This is a genomic window from Mucilaginibacter sp. RCC_168, assembly GCF_041355315.1.
Lineage (GTDB): Bacteria > Bacteroidota > Bacteroidia > Sphingobacteriales > Sphingobacteriaceae > Mucilaginibacter.
The window spans coordinates 1-23,052 of sequence record NZ_JBFUPN010000001.1 but is presented as its reverse complement, the minus strand read 5'-3'; the positions used below and the strand labels follow the sequence as shown (position 1 = coordinate 23,052).

The 23,052-nt window shown below is 36.1% G+C and carries 17 protein-coding genes; 15 read left to right on the top strand and 2 right to left on the bottom strand.

The annotated features are described in order from the left end of the window. Window positions 1–156: 156 nt before the first annotated feature. Both AB6735_RS00085 and AB6735_RS00080 read right to left on the bottom strand, forming a co-directional pair. On the bottom strand, window positions 157–1,230 hold the full coding sequence (locus tag AB6735_RS00085; RefSeq protein WP_370993767.1) for an acyltransferase family protein: 1,074 nt from the start codon (window positions 1,228–1,230) through the stop codon (window positions 157–159). A gap of 171 nt (window positions 1,231–1,401) precedes the next feature. Next, window positions 1,402–4,803 carry a hypothetical protein gene (locus AB6735_RS00080; protein WP_370993766.1) on the bottom strand — a complete coding sequence of 1,134 codons (3,402 nt, stop codon included), beginning with the start codon at window positions 4,801–4,803 and terminating at the stop codon, window positions 1,402–1,404. A 331-nt stretch (window positions 4,804–5,134) separates the two neighbouring features. On the opposite strand from AB6735_RS00080, the gene AB6735_RS00075 reads away from it, so the two are divergent. The 15 genes from AB6735_RS00075 to AB6735_RS00005 all read left to right on the top strand — a co-directional run. Further along, on the top strand, window positions 5,135–5,917 hold the full coding sequence (locus AB6735_RS00075; RefSeq protein WP_370993765.1) for a polysaccharide biosynthesis/export family protein: 783 nt from the start codon (window positions 5,135–5,137) through the stop codon (window positions 5,915–5,917). Window positions 5,918–5,941: 24 nt separating this feature from the next. Next, entirely contained in the window at window positions 5,942–8,350 is a 2,409-nt protein-coding gene (locus AB6735_RS00070) for a GumC family protein (RefSeq protein ID WP_370993764.1), read from the top strand. 215 nt (window positions 8,351–8,565) lie between these two features. Next, window positions 8,566–9,666: a glycosyltransferase gene (locus tag AB6735_RS00065; protein ID WP_370993763.1), complete on the top strand. Its 1,101-nt coding sequence runs from the start codon at window positions 8,566–8,568 to the stop codon at window positions 9,664–9,666. A gap of 36 nt (window positions 9,667–9,702) precedes the next feature. After that, on the top strand, window positions 9,703–10,950 hold the full coding sequence (locus AB6735_RS00060) for a glycosyltransferase family 4 protein (protein WP_370993762.1): 1,248 nt from the start codon (window positions 9,703–9,705) through the stop codon (window positions 10,948–10,950). Window positions 10,951–10,974: 24 nt separating this feature from the next. Next, window positions 10,975–12,327, top strand: a complete 1,353-nt coding sequence (locus tag AB6735_RS00055) for a hypothetical protein (protein WP_370993761.1) — start codon at window positions 10,975–10,977, stop codon at window positions 12,325–12,327. Window positions 12,328–12,376: 49 nt separating this feature from the next. Then, window positions 12,377–13,336, top strand: coding sequence for a GDP-mannose 4,6-dehydratase (locus tag AB6735_RS00050; RefSeq protein ID WP_370993760.1), 960 nt, complete (start codon window positions 12,377–12,379; stop codon window positions 13,334–13,336). Beyond that, entirely contained in the window at window positions 13,311–14,339 is a 1,029-nt protein-coding gene (locus tag AB6735_RS00045; protein ID WP_370993759.1) for a glycosyltransferase family 4 protein, read from the top strand. The genes AB6735_RS00050 and AB6735_RS00045 overlap by 26 nt, the downstream gene beginning before the upstream one ends. Before the next feature lie 215 nt (window positions 14,340–14,554). Further along, on the top strand, window positions 14,555–15,760 hold the full coding sequence (locus AB6735_RS00040; RefSeq protein ID WP_370993758.1) for a glycosyltransferase: 1,206 nt from the start codon (window positions 14,555–14,557) through the stop codon (window positions 15,758–15,760). 58 nt (window positions 15,761–15,818) lie between these two features. Continuing rightward, window positions 15,819–16,388 (top strand): WcaF family extracellular polysaccharide biosynthesis acetyltransferase, encoded by a 570-nt coding sequence (locus AB6735_RS00035; RefSeq protein WP_370993757.1) that lies wholly within the window; start codon window positions 15,819–15,821, stop codon window positions 16,386–16,388. Window positions 16,389–16,439: 51 nt separating this feature from the next. Beyond that, window positions 16,440–17,705: a WcaI family glycosyltransferase gene (locus AB6735_RS00030; RefSeq protein ID WP_370993756.1), complete on the top strand. Its 1,266-nt coding sequence runs from the start codon at window positions 16,440–16,442 to the stop codon at window positions 17,703–17,705. A gap of 150 nt (window positions 17,706–17,855) precedes the next feature. Further along, on the top strand, window positions 17,856–18,971 hold the full coding sequence (gene gmd / locus AB6735_RS00025) for a GDP-mannose 4,6-dehydratase (RefSeq protein ID WP_370993755.1): 1,116 nt from the start codon (window positions 17,856–17,858) through the stop codon (window positions 18,969–18,971). 8 nt (window positions 18,972–18,979) lie between these two features. After that, complete coding sequence (locus tag AB6735_RS00020) at window positions 18,980–19,909, top strand: GDP-L-fucose synthase family protein (protein ID WP_370993754.1); 930 nt, start codon at window positions 18,980–18,982, stop codon at window positions 19,907–19,909. Between the two features lie 13 nt (window positions 19,910–19,922). Beyond that, complete coding sequence (locus AB6735_RS00015; RefSeq protein WP_370993753.1) at window positions 19,923–20,909, top strand: UDP-glucuronic acid decarboxylase family protein; 987 nt, start codon at window positions 19,923–19,925, stop codon at window positions 20,907–20,909. 100 nt (window positions 20,910–21,009) lie between these two features. Beyond that, a complete protein-coding gene (locus AB6735_RS00010) occupies window positions 21,010–22,419 on the top strand; it encodes a UDP-glucose 6-dehydrogenase (RefSeq protein ID WP_370993752.1) in 1,410 nt (469 codons plus the stop codon). A 160-nt stretch (window positions 22,420–22,579) separates the two neighbouring features. After that, window positions 22,580–23,052 (top strand): sugar phosphate nucleotidyltransferase (locus AB6735_RS00005; RefSeq protein WP_370993751.1); only part of this gene is annotated, 473 nt, incomplete at its 3' end.

Below are 23,052 nucleotides of genomic sequence, written 5' to 3'. Positions count from 1 at the left end.
TGAACATCACTGTCTGAATAATTTGTTCAAAGTTTTGCCGTAAAATGATCGTTTTACTTAACTTATTTTAACAAGATTGTTTATACATATTATCAATCATATACTTAACTAAAGCTTAATGGATGTTTAATAAAATGTAACAACTTTGAAAAGAAATTAAATGTCTTTAAACCTATTTTTTAATTTTAAGATAGGTTTTTCTATAATGTAATATGACAGAAAACCAACGATAAATACAATTGCCAGATTTTGTGGAAATTTATTAACCCAAAAGTTATTGAGATCAGTTAAAAATAGTTGCTGCCAAATGTATAATGAATAGGATAGCACCCCAATTTGTACTAAAATTTTATTATTAAGTATCCTTGAAAAAAGTGTTGAACTATAAATGCTCCAAAACAGTATTAATAATATAAATACATTATTAATGCTTATACCTACTGATAAATCATACCCCCCTTTAAACCTGTTATACAAAATAGGCGATAAAACGGCTACAAATAAAATTGCCAGTGTAACCAGTAATCTGTTTTGAATGTATTTATAATATTTCTCTTTAAAGTTTGGACTGCTTTCAATTAATGCCCCGAGGCATCCTATTAAAATTGTATCCCCTCCGGTTGGTAGCATCAAACGGATTTGTCCTCTTAAAAAAGGGAACAAGAAATATATAATAATTCTAAGTATTGGCATTAGAATTATAACAATTAGTATTAATTTCTTTAATCTTTGTTTATTTGTTATTAATATAAAGGTAATTGGCCACAATAAATAAAATTGCTCTTCCATTGCCAATGTCCAGAAATGTCCAAAAAACCACCCACCCTTTAAGTCTAAAGCAGGATGAAAAAATGGTTGATAGTTCCATAAATAAAGTCCAGCAATTACTACGCTGTTATAAGATTTAAAAATATCCGGGATAAAGAATACTTTTAAAAGAATAATCACCAGAATGTATATATAGAAAATTGGGAAAATTCTAAAAATTCGCCTAATATAAAAGTGTTTCAGGCTGTTTTTACCAGTCTTTTCTTTTTCTATAATTAATAACTTAGTAATAAGATAACCACTTATAACGAAGAAAATCCTGACCCCCAATGTACTATTTGCTGCAAACTGAAAAAAAAAATTATGGGTTATAACAGATGGCATTGTTTCTCCACCATGACCCAATAGTACCATAATTATAGAAATAGCTCTTAATCCGTCAATACTTTTAATTCTATTCATTTTTCAAATTTGAGCCAATGATAAGAAAAACTTTCATTTAACTATAGAGCTTTTAAATTTCTTTCAAAAAACTTTGCATAGCATGTCAACCTTGTTATAGCAAAAATTCATCTTATTATTAAAGGAAATCCTATTAATAATGCATAAAACCCAATATTATTAAATTTGAATTTATGGGTTATTTTTAAACTGAAATCCCCCCCATAATTTTGGAGTAAGCATCGCTTCAGACGGCACATCGGCCACTATCCCAGTGGCTTTATTATTCCAATAAACCCTTGAGGTAGTTTCACCTCCATTACCTCTTAAAATACCGATATCACCCTTTATAGTCAATCCGGCTTTGGGCTTTAATCCTATTATGGAAATTGGAATAGAGATTTCAAAATTACCATTTGTTCCAGCAAATTGAATTTGAGAAGATATGTCGTCAATACGATCAAAAGTAACCGTACTTGTAGGCGAAGAAAATGGAATTTTGGACTCGGTTTTTGTCCCGGGTACAACTGCTCTATATAAAAGTGCTAACGGTTTGTTTTTAATTAGGGTAATAATTATACGACAATCTCCTGCAACAGGATTCTGCCGGTTTGGGTCAGCTGTGCCATCAGCACCTATCATTAGGTCTAAAGCCCCGCCTGTTTTGAAGGGAGCAACAGGCATTTCTCCAGAATTACGAAGTAAATTATTATCATTAGTACGATAAGCAGCATATAGACGATCACCACTTACAGCCAAAGCAGCGGTAACATTATAAGCTTTAGAGTTAGAGTTAAAGTTAGCTTTTACGCCTCTTTTGTCTATATCAACCCAATTAGCCCCATTCCAATCATCCAATTTGCCGTCCACAACCGGAGGACGATCTTTAATCGGTATTAACAAAATATTATTTTTTTGTTTCAACTGTTGCCTTGCTTCCTCGGTTTTTACCATGAAGGTATTATATTGTGTTATATTTTTATTTGTAACGGATAAAGGAATTGCAGGGATAGGCTGTATACTTTGCAAACCGTCCAATCGTATTATACTACTACGATTACCATCTACTAAATACACCAGGCCATCAGAAGTCTGTGTCATAGTTGGATAAAAGTTCTCATCACTTAAGGAGAGGGCATCAAGATTCATATTGCGCGGTGCTGATGTCATATTCCACGGTTTTCCAGAACGTACATCCTTAAATAAGGTAGTTATAAACAAACCATCATCAGTAAACAGATACACATTGCCCTCATTGCCGTTTATAGCCCATATACGACCAATAGTTGAGTTTTTTATCTTTATAAAATCACCCAAAAGTCTTGTAGTGCCAATTAATTCTCCAGGACGATCGGGAGTCGGTGATTGATGCGAAGCATGAAGTCCGGGCCATAAATCCGGATAGCTCCATTTGGGGGTACCATCTTTTACCCCACTTATAGATAATGCATTAAAAGGAGTTACGCCAAGCGTTATAACTGTCCAGGCATTAGGCGCTGTTAAAACCTGGTTTCCTCCAGTAGACACTTGTGGAAGTACTCCTTTTACTAATATTTTTCCTTTGGTAATATTATAAACAGGAACACCATTTGTTGTAAAACTAACCGGATAAAATTGCATTGCAGAATCACCAATATGAGCAATACAAAAAGATAAATCACTCATTACGGTAACCCCTCCTGCACCTGTTTTTTGAAAGGCAACTTCATCAGGCTGTACCATACCATCTTCATTAAGGTCAGACCAAATAAAAAAAGTTTGATTATTGGGACTGCTATTATTAAGATCCACACCAGGAGGCCAGTGCGATTTAAATTTATCCCCTTTTAAAATATCCCAATCATTTGCCAGCCCCATTCCGGCAACTACCTGAGCAATACCATTCCGTTCAATAAATAGAAAGGCAGTTGACATACCATTTGTAGGGCTGTTAGTATAGCAATTTGTAAAATATCTGCGATTGTTAAAATAGAGAGGCTTTTCTGGGCCCGAACCCAAATTTACAGGGAGTTTAATATCTGTGCTTGAAGGTCTGTAATAAATCTGCTTAAGCTGATAAGTGCCACTATTCCAATCCAATTTAAATTTCATTGCTCCCTGAGCTTCTGAATAATAAAAGAGCGTTTTATCGTTTTGATCGAGTGTTCCGCCGCCGCCGTATTTAGCAGGCCCATAAAATGCGTTAACTAATTTACCATCTAAAGTCCATACACTCACTCTCTTTGGAAAAAAATCCTGTTCTGTTACCCATAAGTGTTGCTTCGAATCAATAGTGATTCCTGCAGGGTTATTCATATGTAAAGGATCGTAAGGCCCTGCTTGAGGCGCCCCGGGCTTTCCAATTGCTCTTATTAATTTTCCATCAGGAGTAAATACTTTTATTTGGCAGCTATTGCCCTTATCACTTATATAAATCTGGCCTTGATTGTCAGTAGTTATTCCGAATGGAGCTATTAAATGAGATGTAATAAGAGTTTTAGGCGCAGAAAGCTGGCCAGGGTTTAGCATGTCAAAACGCAAAAGGTTTGTTTCAGACAAAACCAATAATCCACCTTTTGCATCAAATGCTAATCCCTGAGGCGATTTTATATTGTAAAACCCTAAAACCTTTTTTGATTTTATGTCTATAAAAATCAATTGATTTTTTTTACTTAAACTCACAACAGCTAAACCGTTGTTTACGGCCATGCCTCCGATTTGAGCAATAATTCCATCCAAATCATGTGGATCTACACCCATATTACCTATGGGATAAACAATTACAGGCATGTCTTTCGTGGTTGTAATGGCAGAAACACGTAATTCTCCATCGCCTTTAGCCCCGGAAGAATTCCATACGGAAGCTGCATATGCATTATCACCTGCAATTGCTCGTGAACCAGCGTCTCTCGCCAAATAAGGTGCAGCTGTCCAGTTACCACCAAGCCATCTTTTGCCCCCGCGTTTGTGCCCTTCTAAATCAACCCATGCCAACCCGTCCGGGCCACCTTCTGTAACAAAGCAGCCGAGATAAACCGCCGGTTGTCCGGTAGGAGATTGGTTTGATGGTAGAAAAACCGTTGCCATTGGAGGAGTATGATTAGCCAGCCAGGCTCCTGTATGGTCTGCGGTATTCCATGGAGGAGTACCGGTTGTATAAACCGAAAACTCATAATGAGTTGTAATCTTATCTCTAACTAAACCCCTGACAGTGTAGGCGCCAGCACTTACCGGTTGTTGGGGAATTTGATATAAACCATGGTTTGCAGCATCGGCATCACGTGCCAAATCACTCATCCCATCCCACCATACTATATTTTTACCGGCAGGGAACCATTGTTCAGAAACTAAATTCCTTACCCTAAACCCATTTGGCTGCTCAATTACTAAGGTAACATACCCAGCCTTTTTTATAGAAAAAGAAATTGGAATTGAGCCCTTCGAAATACTGTCAGTTATTTGTGTATGCTCACGATTGAAGAATGATTCCAATAATTCAGTTGTTGAATTATTAGATATCCTTTTATCCGGAAACCTACGAGGGATAGCTTGTACATCAATAGAGATTCCATAGCATATACAAAAAATAAAGAAACAGATTGAACATTTATTCATGATTTAGAAATTAAAGTTATAACTACATACCTGCGTTTTTTTTGCAAAAAAAGCTCTGTGCAAAGCAAACAATTTAAAAAAGATATTGTTATAACGTTTTTTACAAAGAAAGCCTTGTGTGAAGCAAACAATTTAAAGAACATATTGTTATAAAAAAACTCATAAAAATAAAAGTGCAAATTTAGTAGTCTAACAAGCTCGGGAGGGGGGATTTTAATTCGTATCCACTTTAAATTTTAGAATTAAATTAAAAATTTTACATTTGTCACTTTGAAAAAACAGTTTTTTTAGTGCATAATAAATTAGAAAATGCCGTGTCTTACTCTCATCTATGGAAAAAAACATTAAACTTACCCCTATAATAATAGGATTACTCTCTTGCTTACTTTTTTTTAATTCATGCGGAAGCAGCAACAAAATTTCATATTTTACTAATGTTCTAAAAGATAGCACAGGGGTTGTTACCCCTACAAATTCAACAAGTACAATTAATAAAAATGATATTTTGCAAATCACCGTTAGCAGCCCCGATCCTCAGACAACATTATTGTTTAATGGCATTTCAAGTTCAAGTTCAAATTCAACAGCAAATGCTGCCGGATTACTCAATGGGTATCTGGTAGATGAATCGGGAGTTATTAAATTACCTTTGTTGGGTTCAATAAAGGCTGTGGGGCTTACTAAATCTGAATTATCAAATAAAATAGTAAATGAATTAACTGAAAAAAAGTTAGCGGTAGATCCTATTGTAACCATACGCATTATCAATTATAAAATTACAGTACTGGGTGAAGTAAATCATCCTGGCGTAATACCTGTACCAAATGAATTAATTACCTTACCGGAAGCATTAGGTTTGGCTGGTGATTTGACTCTTTATGCAAGGCGGGATAGAGTATTACTTATTCGTGAAATTGATGGTAAAAGAGTATTTAAAAGATTTAATTTAAGCAACGGTCAATTTTTTAATAATGATATTTACTACCTCAAAAATAATGATATCATTTACGTAGATCCTGAAAAGGCTAAGGCGGCAACCAAGGATCGGACAGTACAATTTTTACCTATAATAATAAGTGCTCTATCGTTAACAATCATCCTGTTACGCAAGTAATTAATCATAAAAATAATTTACTTAATGAAAACTACCGAAAATTCTTCTGGAGCGTTGGGGATTGATGATTCAAAAAATATATTTAGCATTATTGCCTTTAAGTATCTTCCATATTGGCCAATCTTTGTATTAACAATTTTAATTTCTTTAATAGTTTGTTGGTTTTATCTAAGATATGAAACGCCAATTTATAAAGCTAATGCATCAATTGTACTTAAAGAAGATAAACCAACAGACAAAACTGACGCATTAGAGCTTTTGGGTCTTTCTTCTAATTCTGAAAAGAATTTAGAGAATGAATTTGAAGTACTCAAATCGCATACATTAATGCGAAAAGTGGTAACAGATATGGGCCTTTATGCGCAGGTGTATATTAAAGGAAATGTAAGGGATATTTTGGCTTATCCCTATAGCCCGGTTATTTTTATTTCACTAAACCCTGAACTTATTGAGAACCGGATCATACCATTCAAGTATTTACCGGCAGAAAATGCAGTTTTGCTTGCGGGGAAAAAATATCCCCTGGAAGTACCTGTTAATACCCCTTATGGCATTTTTCGTATAAACAAAAATAAAAGTATTCAACCCCTTTCCGAAAAAGAAAAGAAAGGAAATGAGAGTCTGTATTTACGGTTAACTCCGGTTAATAGTTTGGCTAAGGATATTGATAAGCGATTGATTGTGGAGGCTAAATCCAAGAATTCATCAGTTATAAATTTAACTGTTACGGATCAAAGCGCAAAACGAGCAGAGAATATTCTTAATAATTTAATCAGAGTTTATAACAAAGCAGGTATTGATGATAAAAATACAACTGCTGCAAATACACTTTCGTTTATAAGGAATCGCTTAGCGATTGTTAATTCTGATTTATCAAAAGTTGAAGATCAAATTCAGAGTTACAAATCAAAAGAAGGCATCGTTGACCTTTCTGAACAAGGAAAATTATATTTAGGGAGTGTTCAATCAACCGATCAAAAGTTAGCAGAAACTCAAATTCAATTATCAGTACTTGACCAAATAGAAAAATATGTTATAAAAAAGGGAGACAGGCCTGGCACCGTACCGGCTACACTATCGGTGTCAGATCCTTTGCTATTAGAATTACTTCAAAAGCTTTATGAAGCTGAATTGGATTTAGATAAAACACGTGGTATTTCAGGAGAAAACTCTCCTGCGGTTAAAGCTTTGCAAAGTGATATAGACAGGATAAAGCCAAGCATATTGGAAAATCTTAGCAGCCTTCGCAAAAGTTTATTAGTGACCGAGAAAAGTTTGGAAGCACAAGGCAACAGAAATAGTGAGGTATTAAAAGCCGTGCCGTACCGTGAACGGGAATTACTTGCAATAAACAGGAAACAAATTATTGAAAATACAATTTATACATTTCTTTTACAAAAGCAAGAGGAAACTACTCTTTCAGTAGCATCGGCAGTTGCTGAAAGTCGTTTGATAGATGAGGCAGAAAGCAGCAATTTCCCGGTTAGCCCTATTAAAGTGAACATTTATTTATTAGGACTGTTTATAGGTGTATTTGTAGGTGCTGTAATTGTATTAACTAAAGAACAATACAATAGATCTGTACTATTCCGTACTGATATTGAGAACCAAACCAATGCTCCGATTTTAGGAGAAATAGTGCACAACCCGACTGGAGAAACATTTGCAATAAAAGATGGTAAAAGAACTGTTATTGCTGAGCAGTTTAGATCTATTCGTACATCCCTAAATTATTTAGGGATCAATAAAGATAAAAAGGTCATTTTGCTTACATCCTCATTTTCTGGAGAAGGGAAAAGCTTTATAGCAATTAACTTAGCAGTTACATTGACATTAGCAGACAAAAAAGTAGTCTTGTTGGAGTTTGACCTAAGAAAGCCAAAAATTATTCAAATGTTAAATATTCCCTTAAAAAAGGGGCTTTCTGAATATATGGCTGATTTGGCAGGTGTAGATGAAATAGTTCAGGAAGTAAATGAAATCCCTCAACTATTTATAATCTCTTCGGGCGCTATTCCTCCAAATCCTACAGAATTGATTATGAATGGTAAACTTGATATTTTAATGGAATATCTAAAGAAGCATTTTGATTATATTATTATTGATTCGCCTCCTATTGGATTAGTTACAGATGCTAAGCTTCTTAGTCATTATGCCAATACATGTTTGTATATTATTAGACATGGTTATACCCCTAAGGCTTATTTGAAAATGATTAATAACCTTTATGTGAGTGGGGATTTGACCAATATGAATTTGATATTTAATGGATTGAAGCCCCGCGGAGTTACCTATGGTTATGGGCAAGGGTATGGTTATGGACAACAAGGTTACGGCTACGGTTACGGCTATGGGTATACAGAAGAAGATAATAATATGCAGCCAAATTTCTTTGGAAGACTTTTCAAAAGGACAAGGAATAAGAACGAGTAGTTGTTGGTAACAATTGACTTCCATTTAAGCATTCCGAATAGTGATCAAAATTTCATTCTTGAAGAGTTTTTAATAAAAACCTCAAGTTTATAATTTTCAATGCCATTTGTAATAAGTTCAAATAGCTTTTAATCAATAATTCCCAATTCATGTTATAGGATATGAAAGGAATTTTGGAACGCTCCTTATTAAAAATTGAATAAATTTGGTTCTGTATGAAAATGATATTAATGGGGCATGTTGATGGATTGGGGGGGGCACAAACCGCTTTTCGAAAATTAGTTGATTTTTGTTTGAATGAAAAGCATGAAATTAAAATTATAGCAATAACAGATAATGGCGTCGATGAGCTATTCGATAAAGAATTGGTTCTTTGTAAAATAGCTCATCGTACTTCAACAAATTTTAAACGTTTAAAAAAAGTAAATCAATTATCCTACGCATGCATTACTGCCAGATTGTTAAATCCGGATATGTTTATTAGTGTAGGATTATCAAATTCACCTAATTTAATTGCCCGGTTTTTAAGTAATAATTGTTTTAAAATAGGTCAGGATTTTTTGGCAGAAAGAACTTTTTCAGATCCTCTTTTTAAAAGAAGTGTAAGTGCGTTTGATGGAATTGCGGTTCAATCACCCTCCATGCTGGATACATTGCTTCCCGGTAAGGCGAATAATTCCGGCCTAAATTGGCTTCCTTGTTTTCCTGAATTACCTGTTGAAGGTGTTTTGCATAAGAAGTCCAAATTTGACGATGGTGTCTACAAAATATCGTATTTTGGACGTTTAGCAGGAAATAAGGGGCTGCCACTATTGCTACAGGCTTTTGCATCAGCTTTAATTCGTGAAAATGTAATTCTTGATATTTGGGGAGGAGGAACTGAAGAAACTCTTTTAAAAAACCTAACTACTGAGTTGGGACTGAACAATCAGGTAAGATTTAAGGGATTATATCCTGATGGTGCTGAAACCGCTAATCTAATATCATCATATGATGCATTAGTACTTACTTCAACAGAGATGGAGGGTTTACCTTTGATATTAATTGAAGCAATGGCGTATGGAGTTCCATTTTTAGCTACTGATGTTGGCGCAATTAAAGATTGCTGCATTAACAACCCGGATACTATATTAGTAAAACCTTCAATTAATGCCATTGCTGAAGGTTTAAAAAATTTAGTTAAAAAAATCAAAATGGGCGAGTTTGATCCTGAGAGACAAAGAAGTTATTATGAACAGAATTATTCATATAATATTATGGCAGCTAATTGGCGAAAATGTCTCTCTGACCCGAAGAATTTTTTTCATAAACAATAACTTAATACCGTTTAATTAATCAGTTAGAGACGATCTATGAAAGTATTTATTACTCATCCTTCAGGGAATAATTTTGTACGAGCGTTACTTGTTAAACTGGTAAACGATGAGTTGCTTTCGGAATTTGGTACTGCAATTGCTATTGATCCGAATGCATTTTTTCTTAAACTTATGCCCGAAGGTGTGAGAAAAGAATTATTAAGAAGATATTTTGATGTTCCTCCCGAACTATTATGGACACATTCGTTTAGAGAAACGTGTCGGATGATCTTTACGAAAACCGGGTTGAATCTATTAACCCGACACGAAAAAGGTTGGGCAAGTGTTGACGCTGTTTATCAGAGTTTTGATTATGCAGCTGCACAACATCTGATGAAAATTCATAGGAACAAAAACGTTGATACAGTATATGCGTATGATGATGGTGCGTTGAATACATTTAAAGCAGCAAAAAATTTAGGTATTAAGTGCGTATATGATTTACCCATAGTTTATTGGGAAACGAACAGGAAGTTAATAATGGAAGAGGCTGATCGTTTGCCTGAATGGATTCCTGCTTTGGGTGGGGGGATGAAGGATTCAGAAGAAAAACTTAATAGAAAAGTTCAGGAACTTGAACTCGCTGATGTGGTTGTATGCCCAAGTAAGTTTGTAATTGACTCACTTCCTGAAAAATTAGTCGGCAATAAACAACTTATTATGGCTCCTTTCGGTTCACCTAAAATATTAACTGGTAACTTGCCTGTCAAGAATACATCAAAAACAAACAAACCTTTACGCGTGCTCTTTGTCGGTTCAATGACGCAGAGAAAAGGACTTGGAGATTTATTTAAAGCAATTGAACTGATTAATAGCCCGGCGATTGAGCTGGTTGTAATGGGTTCATTGCTTGCGCCGCTTGAATTTTATAAAAAACAATTTTCTGATTTTACATATGAAGCCGGGAGGCCGCATGATCAGGTTTTGGAATTAATGCGTTCATGTGATGTATTTTGTCTTCCATCCATAGCAGAGGGGAGGGCCTTAGTAATGCAGGAAGCAATGAGTCAAGGTCTTCCGCTTATTATTACGCCAAATACCGGCGGGTCCGATTTAATTATAGAAGGCGAAACTGGATTTTTGGTGCCAATCCGTTCACCAGAAGCTATAGCCGACCGATTAAACTGGTTTTTGGAAAACCGTAACGAGATTCCACAGATGGGGGAAAAAGCCCGAAAACATTCGGCCAATTATACTTGGGAAAATTACGCATCTACTATTGTTGATTTTATCAGTAAATGTTAAACTATCGATATCAAAATAATAAAGATGGCAGAATTAAATTTACAAGATACGCATTTGGTTCAATCTTCAATAAACAGTAATATTAAGTACGAAAAGAAAATTGTTAAAAATGACCCTTTAAAACTTTTAAAAAATGGAATTTGGGTCTATTTTTTTCTGTTAATATTTGAAGGTGCATTACGGAAATGGGTATTACCTTTTTGGTCTGCGCCATTATTGATAATTAGAGATCCTATTGCGATATTTTTAATTTATACGGCCTGGAAAAAAGGGATTAGATTTAATAACCATATGGTAGGTATGGTTGTTTTTATTGGCATATTGGCAACGATTTTTGCATTATCAATAGGGCATGGGAACTTGATAGTGGCAGTTTATGGAGCCAGGATTTTTGTTGTCTATTTCCCGTTTATGTTTGTTATTGGCTCTGTTTTTAATCGTGAAGATGTACTAAAGATAGGGAAAGCAACTTTATGGATTTCTATTCCAATGGTAATTCTGATAGCACTGCAGTTTTACAGCCCTCAAAGTTCATTGGTTAATAGAGGAATTGGTAACGATTCAGGAGGTTCGGGATTTAGCGGTGCTTTAGGCTTCTTCAGGCCTTCAGGTACTTTCTCTTTTACTAATGGTATAGGATTGTTTTTTGGATTAGTGGCCGCTTATGTTCTTTATTTTTGGATTAATCCTAATAGTATTAACAGGGTATTACTTATTGCCGCTACTGTAGCTTTAATTACAGCTATGCCGCTTTCAATAAGCCGAACTTTAATTGCCGAAATAGCTATCAGTATAGCATTCGTAGGTTTGTATACTATTAATAAGCCCAGTTTTGCAGGTAAAATTGTCATGATTGGTTTTGCTATAATTATTTTATTTGCATTATTAAGTCAGCTTAGTTTCATCCAAACTGCTATACAAGCGTTAAGTGTAAGATTTGAGAATGCCAGTGCCGGTGAAGGCGGGGTTATTGAAGGAACAATAGGAGACAGGTTTTTCGGTGGGATGATCAGAGCTATAACCTCAGGCGTTGAAGGGCCTCCTTTTGGTCAGGGAATAGGTAAGGGTACCAATGTGGGTGCTCAGCTTTTAGTTGGAGATAGGGAGGTGTTTTTGATTGCAGAGGAAGAGTGGGGCAGGTTAATGGGTGAAATGGGGGCAGTTATGGGTTTAACAATAATTTTTATTCGTTTAAGATTATGTGTTAAGCTTTTAAGAAAAAGTTTTGCCTTTTTGAAAAAAGGTGATTTATTACCCTGGATGCTTTTAAGTTTTGGTTTAGTGATATTAGCAAATGGCCAATGGGGGCAGCCAACAGCATTAGGTTTTGCAATGCTAATTGGAGGACTTGTGATGGCTTCATTTAACAGTGAATAACACAATGCTATTGAAATAATGGAACATTAATACTGTTTTTATAACTTTTATGTCAAAAATTGCATTAATAACAGGAATTACAGGGCAAGATGGTGCATATTTAGCCGATTTATTAATAAAGAAGGATTATGAAATAATTGGTTTGGTTAGAAGTTATTCTAATGGAAACATTAAAGGCCTTTCATATCTGGGAATAAAAGATAAGGTGAAAATTGTTGAGTGCGATCTTACAGATCTTTCTCAGGTAATTGCAACTATCAAAGAATATAAGCCTGATGAAGTTTATAATTTAGCTGCTCAAAGCTCCGTCTCTCTTTCTTTCAAACAACCTATTGGAACTATTCAATTTAATGTAGTTTCTGTTCTCAACTTATTGGAAAGCATAAGAATGCTTGATCTTAATTGTAAATTTTATCAAGCATCAAGCAGCGAAGTTTTTGGAAACGCCATATTACCCATAAAAGAAACCACCATTATTAACCCCATAAGCCCATATAGCATATCAAAAGCAGCAGCCCACTGGATAACCAAAAATTACAGAGAATCTTATGGGATATTTAGTTGCAGTGGGTTTCTATTTAACCACGAGTCTTTTCTTCGTAGTGATAACTTTTTTATAAAAAAAATAATTTTACAAGCTATTCGCATTAAGAATAAGCAAGCAAGTACTTTAGAAGTTGGCAATATTGATATCAAACGTGATTTTGGCTGGGCTCCAAAATATGTTGAGGCTATGTATTTAATGCTTCAGCAAGATGTTCCGGATGATTATTTAATTTGTTCAAATCAATCTGTTTCACTTCGGTCAATAATTGAATATGTGTTTGAATACTTAAATATTCCGTTAAGTTGTCTGGTTATCAATATGGATTTATTCAGGCCAACCGAGATACCTGATATTTATGGTGATAATACTAAGGCAAAACAAACATTGGGATGGAATTATGATCTGGAATTTTATGATGTATTAAAAATTTTAATCGATGAAGAACTCAGAAATACTAAATAAAAAAATAAAGGTTAATTTTTTTCAACGAAGGCCGCGTAAAGGATTTAGTTTTAGCCTTGAATTTATTTTTGAAGATATCAGGAAAAGATTAAAGGATAAGATTGACGCTACCGTTTATGTATCTAAATGTTATAATGATGGTTACTATAGTAAATTTGTAAATACCATAGAAGCGGGTCTGAGACAAGGTGATGATATAAATCACGTGACAGGTGAAATTCATTTCCTTGATTTGTTGATGAGGAAAAAACGAGTAGTTTTGACTATTTTAGATTGTGGAATGATGATAAGAAAAAAAGGATTAGTTAAAAAAATAATCCAATGGCTATATCTGAAAGCACCGGTATCTAAAGCAAAAATTGTAACTGCTATTTCAGAAGTAACTAAAAACGAAATCATTAGTTATACAGGTGTCGACCCTTCTATTATACGGGTAATTCCGGTAGCCGTAAGTTCCCTCTATCAACCCTATCCAAAAGTATTCAACAAAGAAAAACCCATTATATTGCATATAGGAACAGGTTATAATAAAAACCTGGTAAGGCTAATTGAGGCGATTCGGGGTATAAACTGCCATTTAACCATCGTTGGAAAATTATCTGATGAATATTTATCTGCCCTAAAGGAAAATGATATTGATTACAGTTATGAATATAATATATCAAATGAAAGGATGCTTGAAAAGTATAAGGAGTGTGATATATTGGCTTTTGTTTCAATCTTTGAAGGTTTTGGTATGCCTATAGTAGAGGCCAATACAGTTGAAAGGGTGGTAGTTACCAGCAGAATATCTTCTATGCCCGAGGTTGCAGATAATGCTGCTTGTCTTGTAGATCCATATGATATTGAAGACATTCGTTCCGGTATACTTAAAGTGATCAATGATGAAACATTCAGAGAAAACCTAATTAATAACGGCAGAACAAATAGATTAAAGTATAATGGAGATAGAATTGCTGATATGTATTTTCAATTATATCAGGAAATTTATGCAGGAAACTGACCCTTTGAAGAAGTTCCTGAGTAGCAGGGATAAAAACAATTTTTAGTAACCTGCAACAACAGGTTAACCAGGCAAAGCAAGTTAGTACGGGAGGCTTAAAAAAAAGCGTTAACTATAATTGAGGCTTTAAAAACCACTGTTATCTAAAAATAGATAAGAATTGCCCAAAAGACACAATATAATAAAAAATGAATATACTTCATATTATAAATAGCATGAACCCGATAAATGGTGGGCCTTCTCAAGGAATCAGAAATCTGAATTTAGCTATGATGGATATGGGTGTAACAAGAGAGGCAGTATGTTTAGATTCGCCGTATTCGCCATATTTAGATAATAAGGAGCAGCTCAAAATACATGCAGTAGGCCCCGGATTGGGACCCTGGCATTATAGTAAAAACATGAAGCCATGGCTGGAAGCAAATATGGGCAGGTTTGATATGGTAATTGTTAATGGTTTATGGACATATCACAGCTACGCCGCCATTAAAGTTTTCAATAAGCTAAAAAAACGCTCGCCAGAAAAAATGATACAGCTTTTTGTAATGCCGAATGGTATGCTTGATCCTTATTTTCAACGGGCAAAGGAGCGCCGTTTAAAAGCGATCCGAAATTGGGTTTATTGGAAACTGGTAGAGCGTAATGTAGTTAATAAGGCAGACGGACTATTGTTTACATGCGAAACTGAATTGTTACTGGCACGCGAAACCTTTAGCCGGTATAAGCCGAAAAAGGAATACAATGTTGGCTATGGCGTAGCATCACCACCAGTATATAACCAGGAGATGTCATCAGCTTTTTCAGCCAAATGCCCGGGATTAGGAGAAGCGCCATATTTGCTTTTTTTGAGCCGCATTCACCAAAAAAAAGGTGTTGACCTTTTGATAGAAGCCTATAAACAATTATATACAGAATTCAAGGCTAATAATAAAGAAATACCAAAATTGGTTATAGCTGGTCCTGGTTTGGATACACAATATGGAAAAAGTTTACAGAAACAACTTGAGTCTTTTCCTGAAGTGAAAGCATCCGTTTTTTTTCCGGGAATGCTGGAAGGAGATGCAAAATGGGGGGCATTTTACAATTGTCAGGCATTTGTATTACCAAGTCATCAGGAAAATTTCGGCATTGCAGTGGCTGAAGCGCTTGCCTGTGGTAAACCGGTATTAATATCAAATCAAGTAAATATTTGGCGTGAAATTGAGTCTGATAAAGGGGGAATAATTAAGGATGATACCATGGCTGGAACATTAAGTATGTTAAGAGAATGGTTGAATATGACAAATGAGGAGCAGATGAATATGGGGCGTGATGCGTTAAAAACCTATCATAACCATTTTACAATACTTACTGCAGCAAATAAACTAATCACTATACTTTCTCTGCAAAGAAAAGGTAATTATAAAACGATACCTGAATAAATAGCCGAATTATATAAATGTATTTAGCTATTTACGATAGAAATAACGGTAGTGCACTATGAATGAATCTTTTCAAATTTCAAAAGTACGATTAAATGATTTTGATCCCAAGATTGGTTTAAATAGAGGCGCGAGTAAATTTACCGAAATAACTTGGTACCTCATAAAGATGTTATTCTTTCTTACTGCCTTCCCTTTTCCCAGTAAATTAAAAGTTTTTTTTCTGAAATTATATGGAGCCAAAATGGGTTCCAATGTAGTTATTAAACCAAGGGTAAATATTCATATGCCTTGGAAGTTACAAGTTGGAAATGATGTTTGGATAGGTGAGGAGGTTTTTATTTTGAATCTTGATACTATTAAGATAGGGAATAATGTTTGTGTATCCCAGCGGGCGTTTTTATGTGGTGGTAATCATGATTTTCGTAATCCGGCAATGCCATACAGGAACGGTCCTATAACACTTGAGGATGGCTCATGGGTTGGCGCTTGTTGCTTTGTTGGTCCGGGAGTAATTATTGGGATTGATACTGTTACTGCGGCGGGTTCGATAGTTACCAGTAGTTTAAATTCAAATAGCATTTACAAGGGTGCAGGTCCCCAATTTTATAAACATCGGTGGGTTTAACTTTTTCTTAAAATCGTCAATTAATATCTAATTTAACTAAAAATTTTAAGGTTGATTACTTCAGATAAACATTTAGGTAATAAAAGTATACTCCTAATCAGTCATAATTTTTCACCGGAGCCTACAGGTATTGGTAAGTACAATGGTGAGATGATCGATTGGTTAGCTAAAAACGGCTGTAAATGCACTGTTATCACTACATATCCTTATTATCCTTATTGGAAAGTACAACCGCCTTATAAAAACCGCTGGTATAAGAAAGAGGTAATCAAGTATCCGCAAAGCGGTAATTTGCTAACAATATTTCGCTGTCCGTCATACGTGCCTGCAGATCCAACCGGAAAAAAAAGAATAATACAGGATTTTTCATTCTGGTCATCTATGTTGTGGAAAGTTCTTCAGCTTGTTATTACACGAAAAAAATATGATCTGATCATTACTATCGCACCACCTTTTCATTTAGCTTATCTGGGTTTAATGCTCAGAAAATTTAATGGAGGTAAATTACTGTACCATATTCAGGATCTCCAGATTGAAGCGGCACAGGATTTAAATATGCTATCAAGCAAAAAGCTGTTTGATTATATATTTAAGATAGAAAAAAATATCCTGACTAAAGCCGATTATGTAAGTAGTATTTCCGAAGGAATGATCAGTAAGATAAAAGCTAAAGTTGATAAGGATGTTTTGTTTTTTCCAAATTGGGTGGATACAACTCTCTTTTTTCCGCTTCCATCCCGTCATTTATTAAAAAATAAGTGGGGATATCAAACAAATGATATAGTTTGTTTGTACTCTGGTGCAATAGGTGAAAAGCAAGGGCTTGATAACATATTGAAAGTTGCCGAAATTTTGCTTGATGTAAAAAATGTTAAATTTATAATTTGTGGTTCTGGCCCCTATAAAGAGAAGCTTATCAAAACAGCCAATGAACGAAAACTTGAAAATGTTCAGTTTTTGCCAGTTCAGGAAAAAGATGTGTTTAATGAGTTTTTAAATATGGCCGATCTGCACCTTATTTTACAAAAAGCAGAAGCAAGTGACCTGGTGATGCCATCTAAGTTAACAACCATTTTGGCAGTAGGCGGGATTTGTATGGTTACCTCTTCTAAAGGCACATCATTATATAATGTTGTCAATAAATATGATGTAGGGTATATTGTTGAACCTGAAAATGAAGAACTGCTTGCAAAAGCCATTAAGGAAGTTCAAATGAATGCAGATATGGAATTAAAAAGGAAAAACGCCAGAGATTATGCTTTAAGGTTTCTTAATATAGATAATGTTATGGGAAACTTTATCAATAACATTGTTTAACAATATCCTTTATTTTTGTGAAAATATTAATTAAATAGCGATTTTAATACTATATTGCAGGGTTTTTATTGATAATTATGTAAATAGTCAAAAAGACCAGGCTTTTTTGGTGTTGATATTTAAGTATTTTAAGTCATTACTATATAAACTATGAAAAAAATTGCCCTCATTACAGGTATTACCGGACAGGACGGTGCTTACTTAACAGAGCTGTTATTAGCTAAAGGATACGAAGTGCATGGTATTAAACGCCGTAGTTCTTTGTTTAATACTGATAGGATTGATCACTTGTATCAGGACCCCCATGATGATGATCAAAGGTTAATGCTACATTATGGTGATTTAAGTGATAGCACCAATTTAATACGTATCATTCAGCAAGTTCAACCAGATGAGATCTATAACCTTGGTGCAATGTCTCATGTGAAGGTAAGTTTTGATACCCCGGAGTATACAGCTAATGCTGATGGTATCGGAACATTACGATTATTAGAGGCTATCCGTATTTTAGGGTTAGAGAAAAAAACAAAAATTTACCAGGCTTCTACGTCTGAGTTATATGGTTTGGTTCAGGCTGTTCCACAGTCAGAAACTACACCTTTTTATCCCCGCTCACCATATGCGGTTGCTAAAATGTACGCTTACTGGATAACAGTTAACTATAGGGAAGCTTATGGCATTTATGCTTGTAATGGTATTTTATTTAACCATGAGAGCCCTTTGCGTGGTGAAACATTTGTAACCCGTAAAATAACCAGAGCAACAGCTAAGATTGCAATGGGTTTACAGGATAAATTATTTTTAGGTAACCTTGATGCACAACGAGATTGGGGACATGCTAAAGATTATGTTGAAGCGATGTATCTGATCCTGCAACAAGAAACACCTGAAGATTATGTTATTGCTACTGGTGTAACCACAAGAGTGCGCGAGTTTGTTCGACTGGCTTTTGCAGAGGTTGGAATAGTTGTTGAATTTAAAGGTGAAGGTGCAAAAGAAAAGGGTTATGTAGTAAGCTGTGCAAATCCTGATTTCCAAATTGAAATTGGTAAAGAAGTAGTTGCTGTTGATGAAAAGTATTTCCGCCCAACCGAAGTCGATCTTTTAATAGGCGATCCTACAAAATCAAAAACCAAACTTGGTTGGGAGCCTAAGTATGATCTGCAACGCCTTGTAAAAGAAATGGTAGCATCTGATGTTGATCTTTTTAGAAGAGAGAAATTGTTAAAGGATTCAGGCTACGCTATTAGAAACCAGTTTGAATAAACGATATAATGGATAAAAATTCCAGGATATATATAGCAGGCCATAAAGGCATGGTGGGGTCTGCTATATATCGAAAATTACACAAAGAAGGGTTTGATAATATAATAACCCGTAATTCATCCGAGCTGGATCTTCGTGATCAGCGGACAGTTACGGAGTTTTTTGACACTGAAAAACCTGATTATGTATTTTTGGCTGCAGCTAAAGTAGGTGGCATTATTGCTAATAATACATACCGGGCAGATTTTCTGTATGAAAATTTGCAGATCCAGAACAATGTTATTCATTCATCCTATGTTAATGAGGTGAAAAAACTAATGTTCCTGGGTTCAAGTTGCATTTATCCTAAATTGGCTCCGCAGCCTTTAAAAGAAGATTATCTGCTAACAGGATTGCTTGAACAGACCAACGAACCTTATGCCATAGCCAAGATTGCAGGTATAAAAATGTGCGATGCTTACCGTGATCAGTACGGGTGTAATTTTATCTCGGTAATGCCTACTAACTTGTACGGTTATAATGATAATTATCATCCACAAAATTCACATGTATTGCCTGCGCTTATCCGTCGTTTTCACGAGGCGAAAGTACAGGGATCATCTGATGTTACCATCTGGGGTACAGGTTCACCAATGCGCGAATTTTTATTTGCTGATGACCTGGCTGAAGCTTGTTATTACCTGATGCAGAATTATGACGAGGCCGGTTTGGTGAATATAGGTACGGGTAAAGACTTGTCAATCAAGGATTTGGCCATACTCATAAAAAAAATAATTGGTTATGAAGGTGAGATTAAATTTGATGCCTCGAAACCGGATGGAACCCCAAGAAAATTAATGGACGTATCTAAGCTGCATAGTAAAGGCTGGAAACATACTGTTGAGTTAGAAGAGGGTATCAAGTTAGCTTATCAGGATTTTCTTTCTAAATATAAATAAGTCTGGGATAAATATGTCAACTCGTAAACGGATATTAATAACCGGAGCAGCCGGCTTTCTGGGTTCGCACCTGTGCGACAGGTTCATCAAAGAAGACTACCATGTAATTGGCATGGATAACCTGATCACCGGCGATCTGCGTAATATTGAGCACTTGTTTAAACTGGAGAATTTTGAGTTTTATAATCATGATGTATCCAAATTTGTACATGTTCCCGGCGAGCTGCATTACATACTGCACTTTGCTTCGCCGGCAAGTCCTATTGATTATTTAAAGATCCCGATCCAGACCTTAAAGGTAGGTTCATTGGGTACACATAACTTGCTGGGACTGGCACTGGCCAAAGGTTCCCGGATGCTGATCGCTTCGACCTCTGAAGTTTATGGCGATCCGAACGTAAACCCCCAGCCTGAAGAATACTGGGGTAATGTAAACCCGGTAGGTCCAAGAGGTGTTTATGACGAGGCCAAACGTTTCCAGGAGGCCATTACCATGGCTTATCATACTTTTCATGGCCTGGAGACCCGCATCGTGCGGATCTTTAATACCTATGGCCCCAGAATGCGCTTAAATGACGGGCGTGTATTACCCGCATTTATTGGTCAGGCGCTAAGAGGCGAATCATTAACCATGTTTGGCGATGGTTCACAAACCCGATCATTTTGTTATGTAGACGACCTGGTTGAAGGCATTTACCGCCTGCTGCACAGTGATTACGCACAACCGGTAAACATCGGTAACCCGGATGAGATCACTATTGAACAATTTGGTGAAGAGATCATCAAGCTGACTGGTACAGATCAAAAGCTCATCAGCCTGCCCTTACCGGTTGATGACCCTAAACAACGCCGGCCGGATATCACCAAGGCCAAAGCTATTTTAGGTTGGGAGCCCAAAGTATCCCGGAGCGAGGGCTTAAAGATCACCCTGGATTATTTTAAATCCCTGCCCGAAAAAGAAATAAACCACAAGGATTTTGCGTACTATAATAAACGTTAATACACACTATACTATAGAAAAACTATAAACCAGTCGTAATATAGCGAATGGAGCTGGGTATGAACCTGGGTATTACATTTAACATTGACAATTAAATTACATGAAAAATATTACGAAGATTTGCTGTATTGGAGCAGGATACGTAGGTGGCCCAACCATGGCGGTAATTGCTAAAAAATGCCCGCATATTCAAGTTACCGTAGTTGATTTGAATGTGGCACGTATTGCAGCCTGGAATGATGAGGATACAAAAAATATCCCTGTTTATGAACCTGGTTTGAGCGAGGTAGTAGCTGAGGCAAGAGGACGTAATTTGTTTTTTTCTACCGAGGTGGACAAAGCCATAGACGAAGCTCAAATGATATTTATATCTGTTAATACACCAACCAAAACTTATGGTGCAGGTAAAGGGCAGGCTGCTGATTTGAAGTGGATTGAGCTTTGTGCAAGACAAATTGCAAGTGTTGCCAAGGATAACAAGATTATTGTTGAAAAATCTACCTTACCTGTCAGAACAGCAAGTGCTATAAAGGATATTCTTACACATACAGGAAATGATGTTCAGTTTCAAATATTGTCAAATCCTGAGTTTTTGGCCGAAGGAACGGCAATAGAAGATCTGGATGCTCCTGATCGTGTATTAATAGGCGGTGACAGCACCCCTGAAGGCAAAATTGCTGTACAGGCATTAGTTGACGTATATGCGAATTGGATACCAAGAGAACGTATATTAACTACAAATGTATGGTCATCGGAATTGTCAAAACTAACAGCTAACGCATTTTTGGCACAACGTGTATCATCCATAAACTCACTTACCGAAATTTGTGAGCAAACAGAAGCAGATATTAATGAGGTTGCAAGAGCAATTGGAACAGACAGCAGAATTGGCCCTAAGTTTTTAAAAGCTTCAGTAGGGTTTGGTGGTTCTTGTTTCCAAAAAGATATTTTAAACCTGGTGTATATCGCCCGTAGTTATGGTTTGCAGGAAGTAGCTGATTATTGGGAACAGGTAATTATTATGAATGATCACCAGAAAAGACGGTTTGCAAACCAGATCATCAAGAACCTATATAACACAGTTAACGGGAAAAAAATAACATTTTTAGGCTGGGCGTTTAAAAAGGATACAAACGATACCCGTGAATCAGCAGCTATTTATGTAGCCGATCATTTATTACATGAACAGGCTGATATTGCTGTTTATGATCCAAAGGTGCCGGAAGAGCAAGTGTATGCCGATCTGGATTACCTGCGCACCCGTGAGCAAGAAGAAAATAAAAAAGGGGTTAGCGTATTCGAAGATCCCTATGAGGCTTGCAAAGGTTCACATGCTATTGCTGTTTTAACCGAGTGGGATGAGTTTAAAGGGTATGACTGGCAAAGAATTTATGACAGCATGTTGAAGCCCGCCAAGGTATTTGATGGAAGGAATTTACTTGATGCTGATAAATTAAGAGCTATAGGATTCCAGGTACGATCAATAGGTACTAATGTTTTAGAAAAATGATCTGTTTACGCCTGAAAAAATATATTTCCCGGCAGTTGCGAATTTCGTAACTGCTTTTTTATTATATATTTTAAGCCTTGATAAATGGCAACAATGTTCTTTAAATGATAATTATAAAGTAATTTCGTTATACCACATGCTACTAACCCCCTTAACACCGATGAATAAAAACAATTATGCGATCATCATGGCAGGCGGCATCGGAAGCCGTTTTTGGCCAATAAGCCGGTCATCGCATCCCAAACAATTTATAGATATCCTGGGCACAGGCAAAACGCTGATCCAAAACACATACGAACGTTTTCTGAAAGTATGCCCCAAAGAAAACATTTATGTAGTGACCAATGAGAACTACACCAAACTGGTAAAACAGCAGCTGCCGGATATGGCCGATGGCCAGATCCTGACCGAGCCGGTGATGCGCAATACAGCACCCTGTGTAGCTTATGGCTGTTTTAAGATCGAAAGCCTGAACCCGGAAGCGGTTATCGTAGTGGCCCCTTCAGATCAGCAGATCCTGGACGAGGACGCCTTTGTAACAGCTATTGAAAAATCGTTGCAAGCGGCAGTTGCAACCGACAGTCTGATCACTCTGGGAATCAAACCATCGCGCCCGGATACGGGTTATGGTTA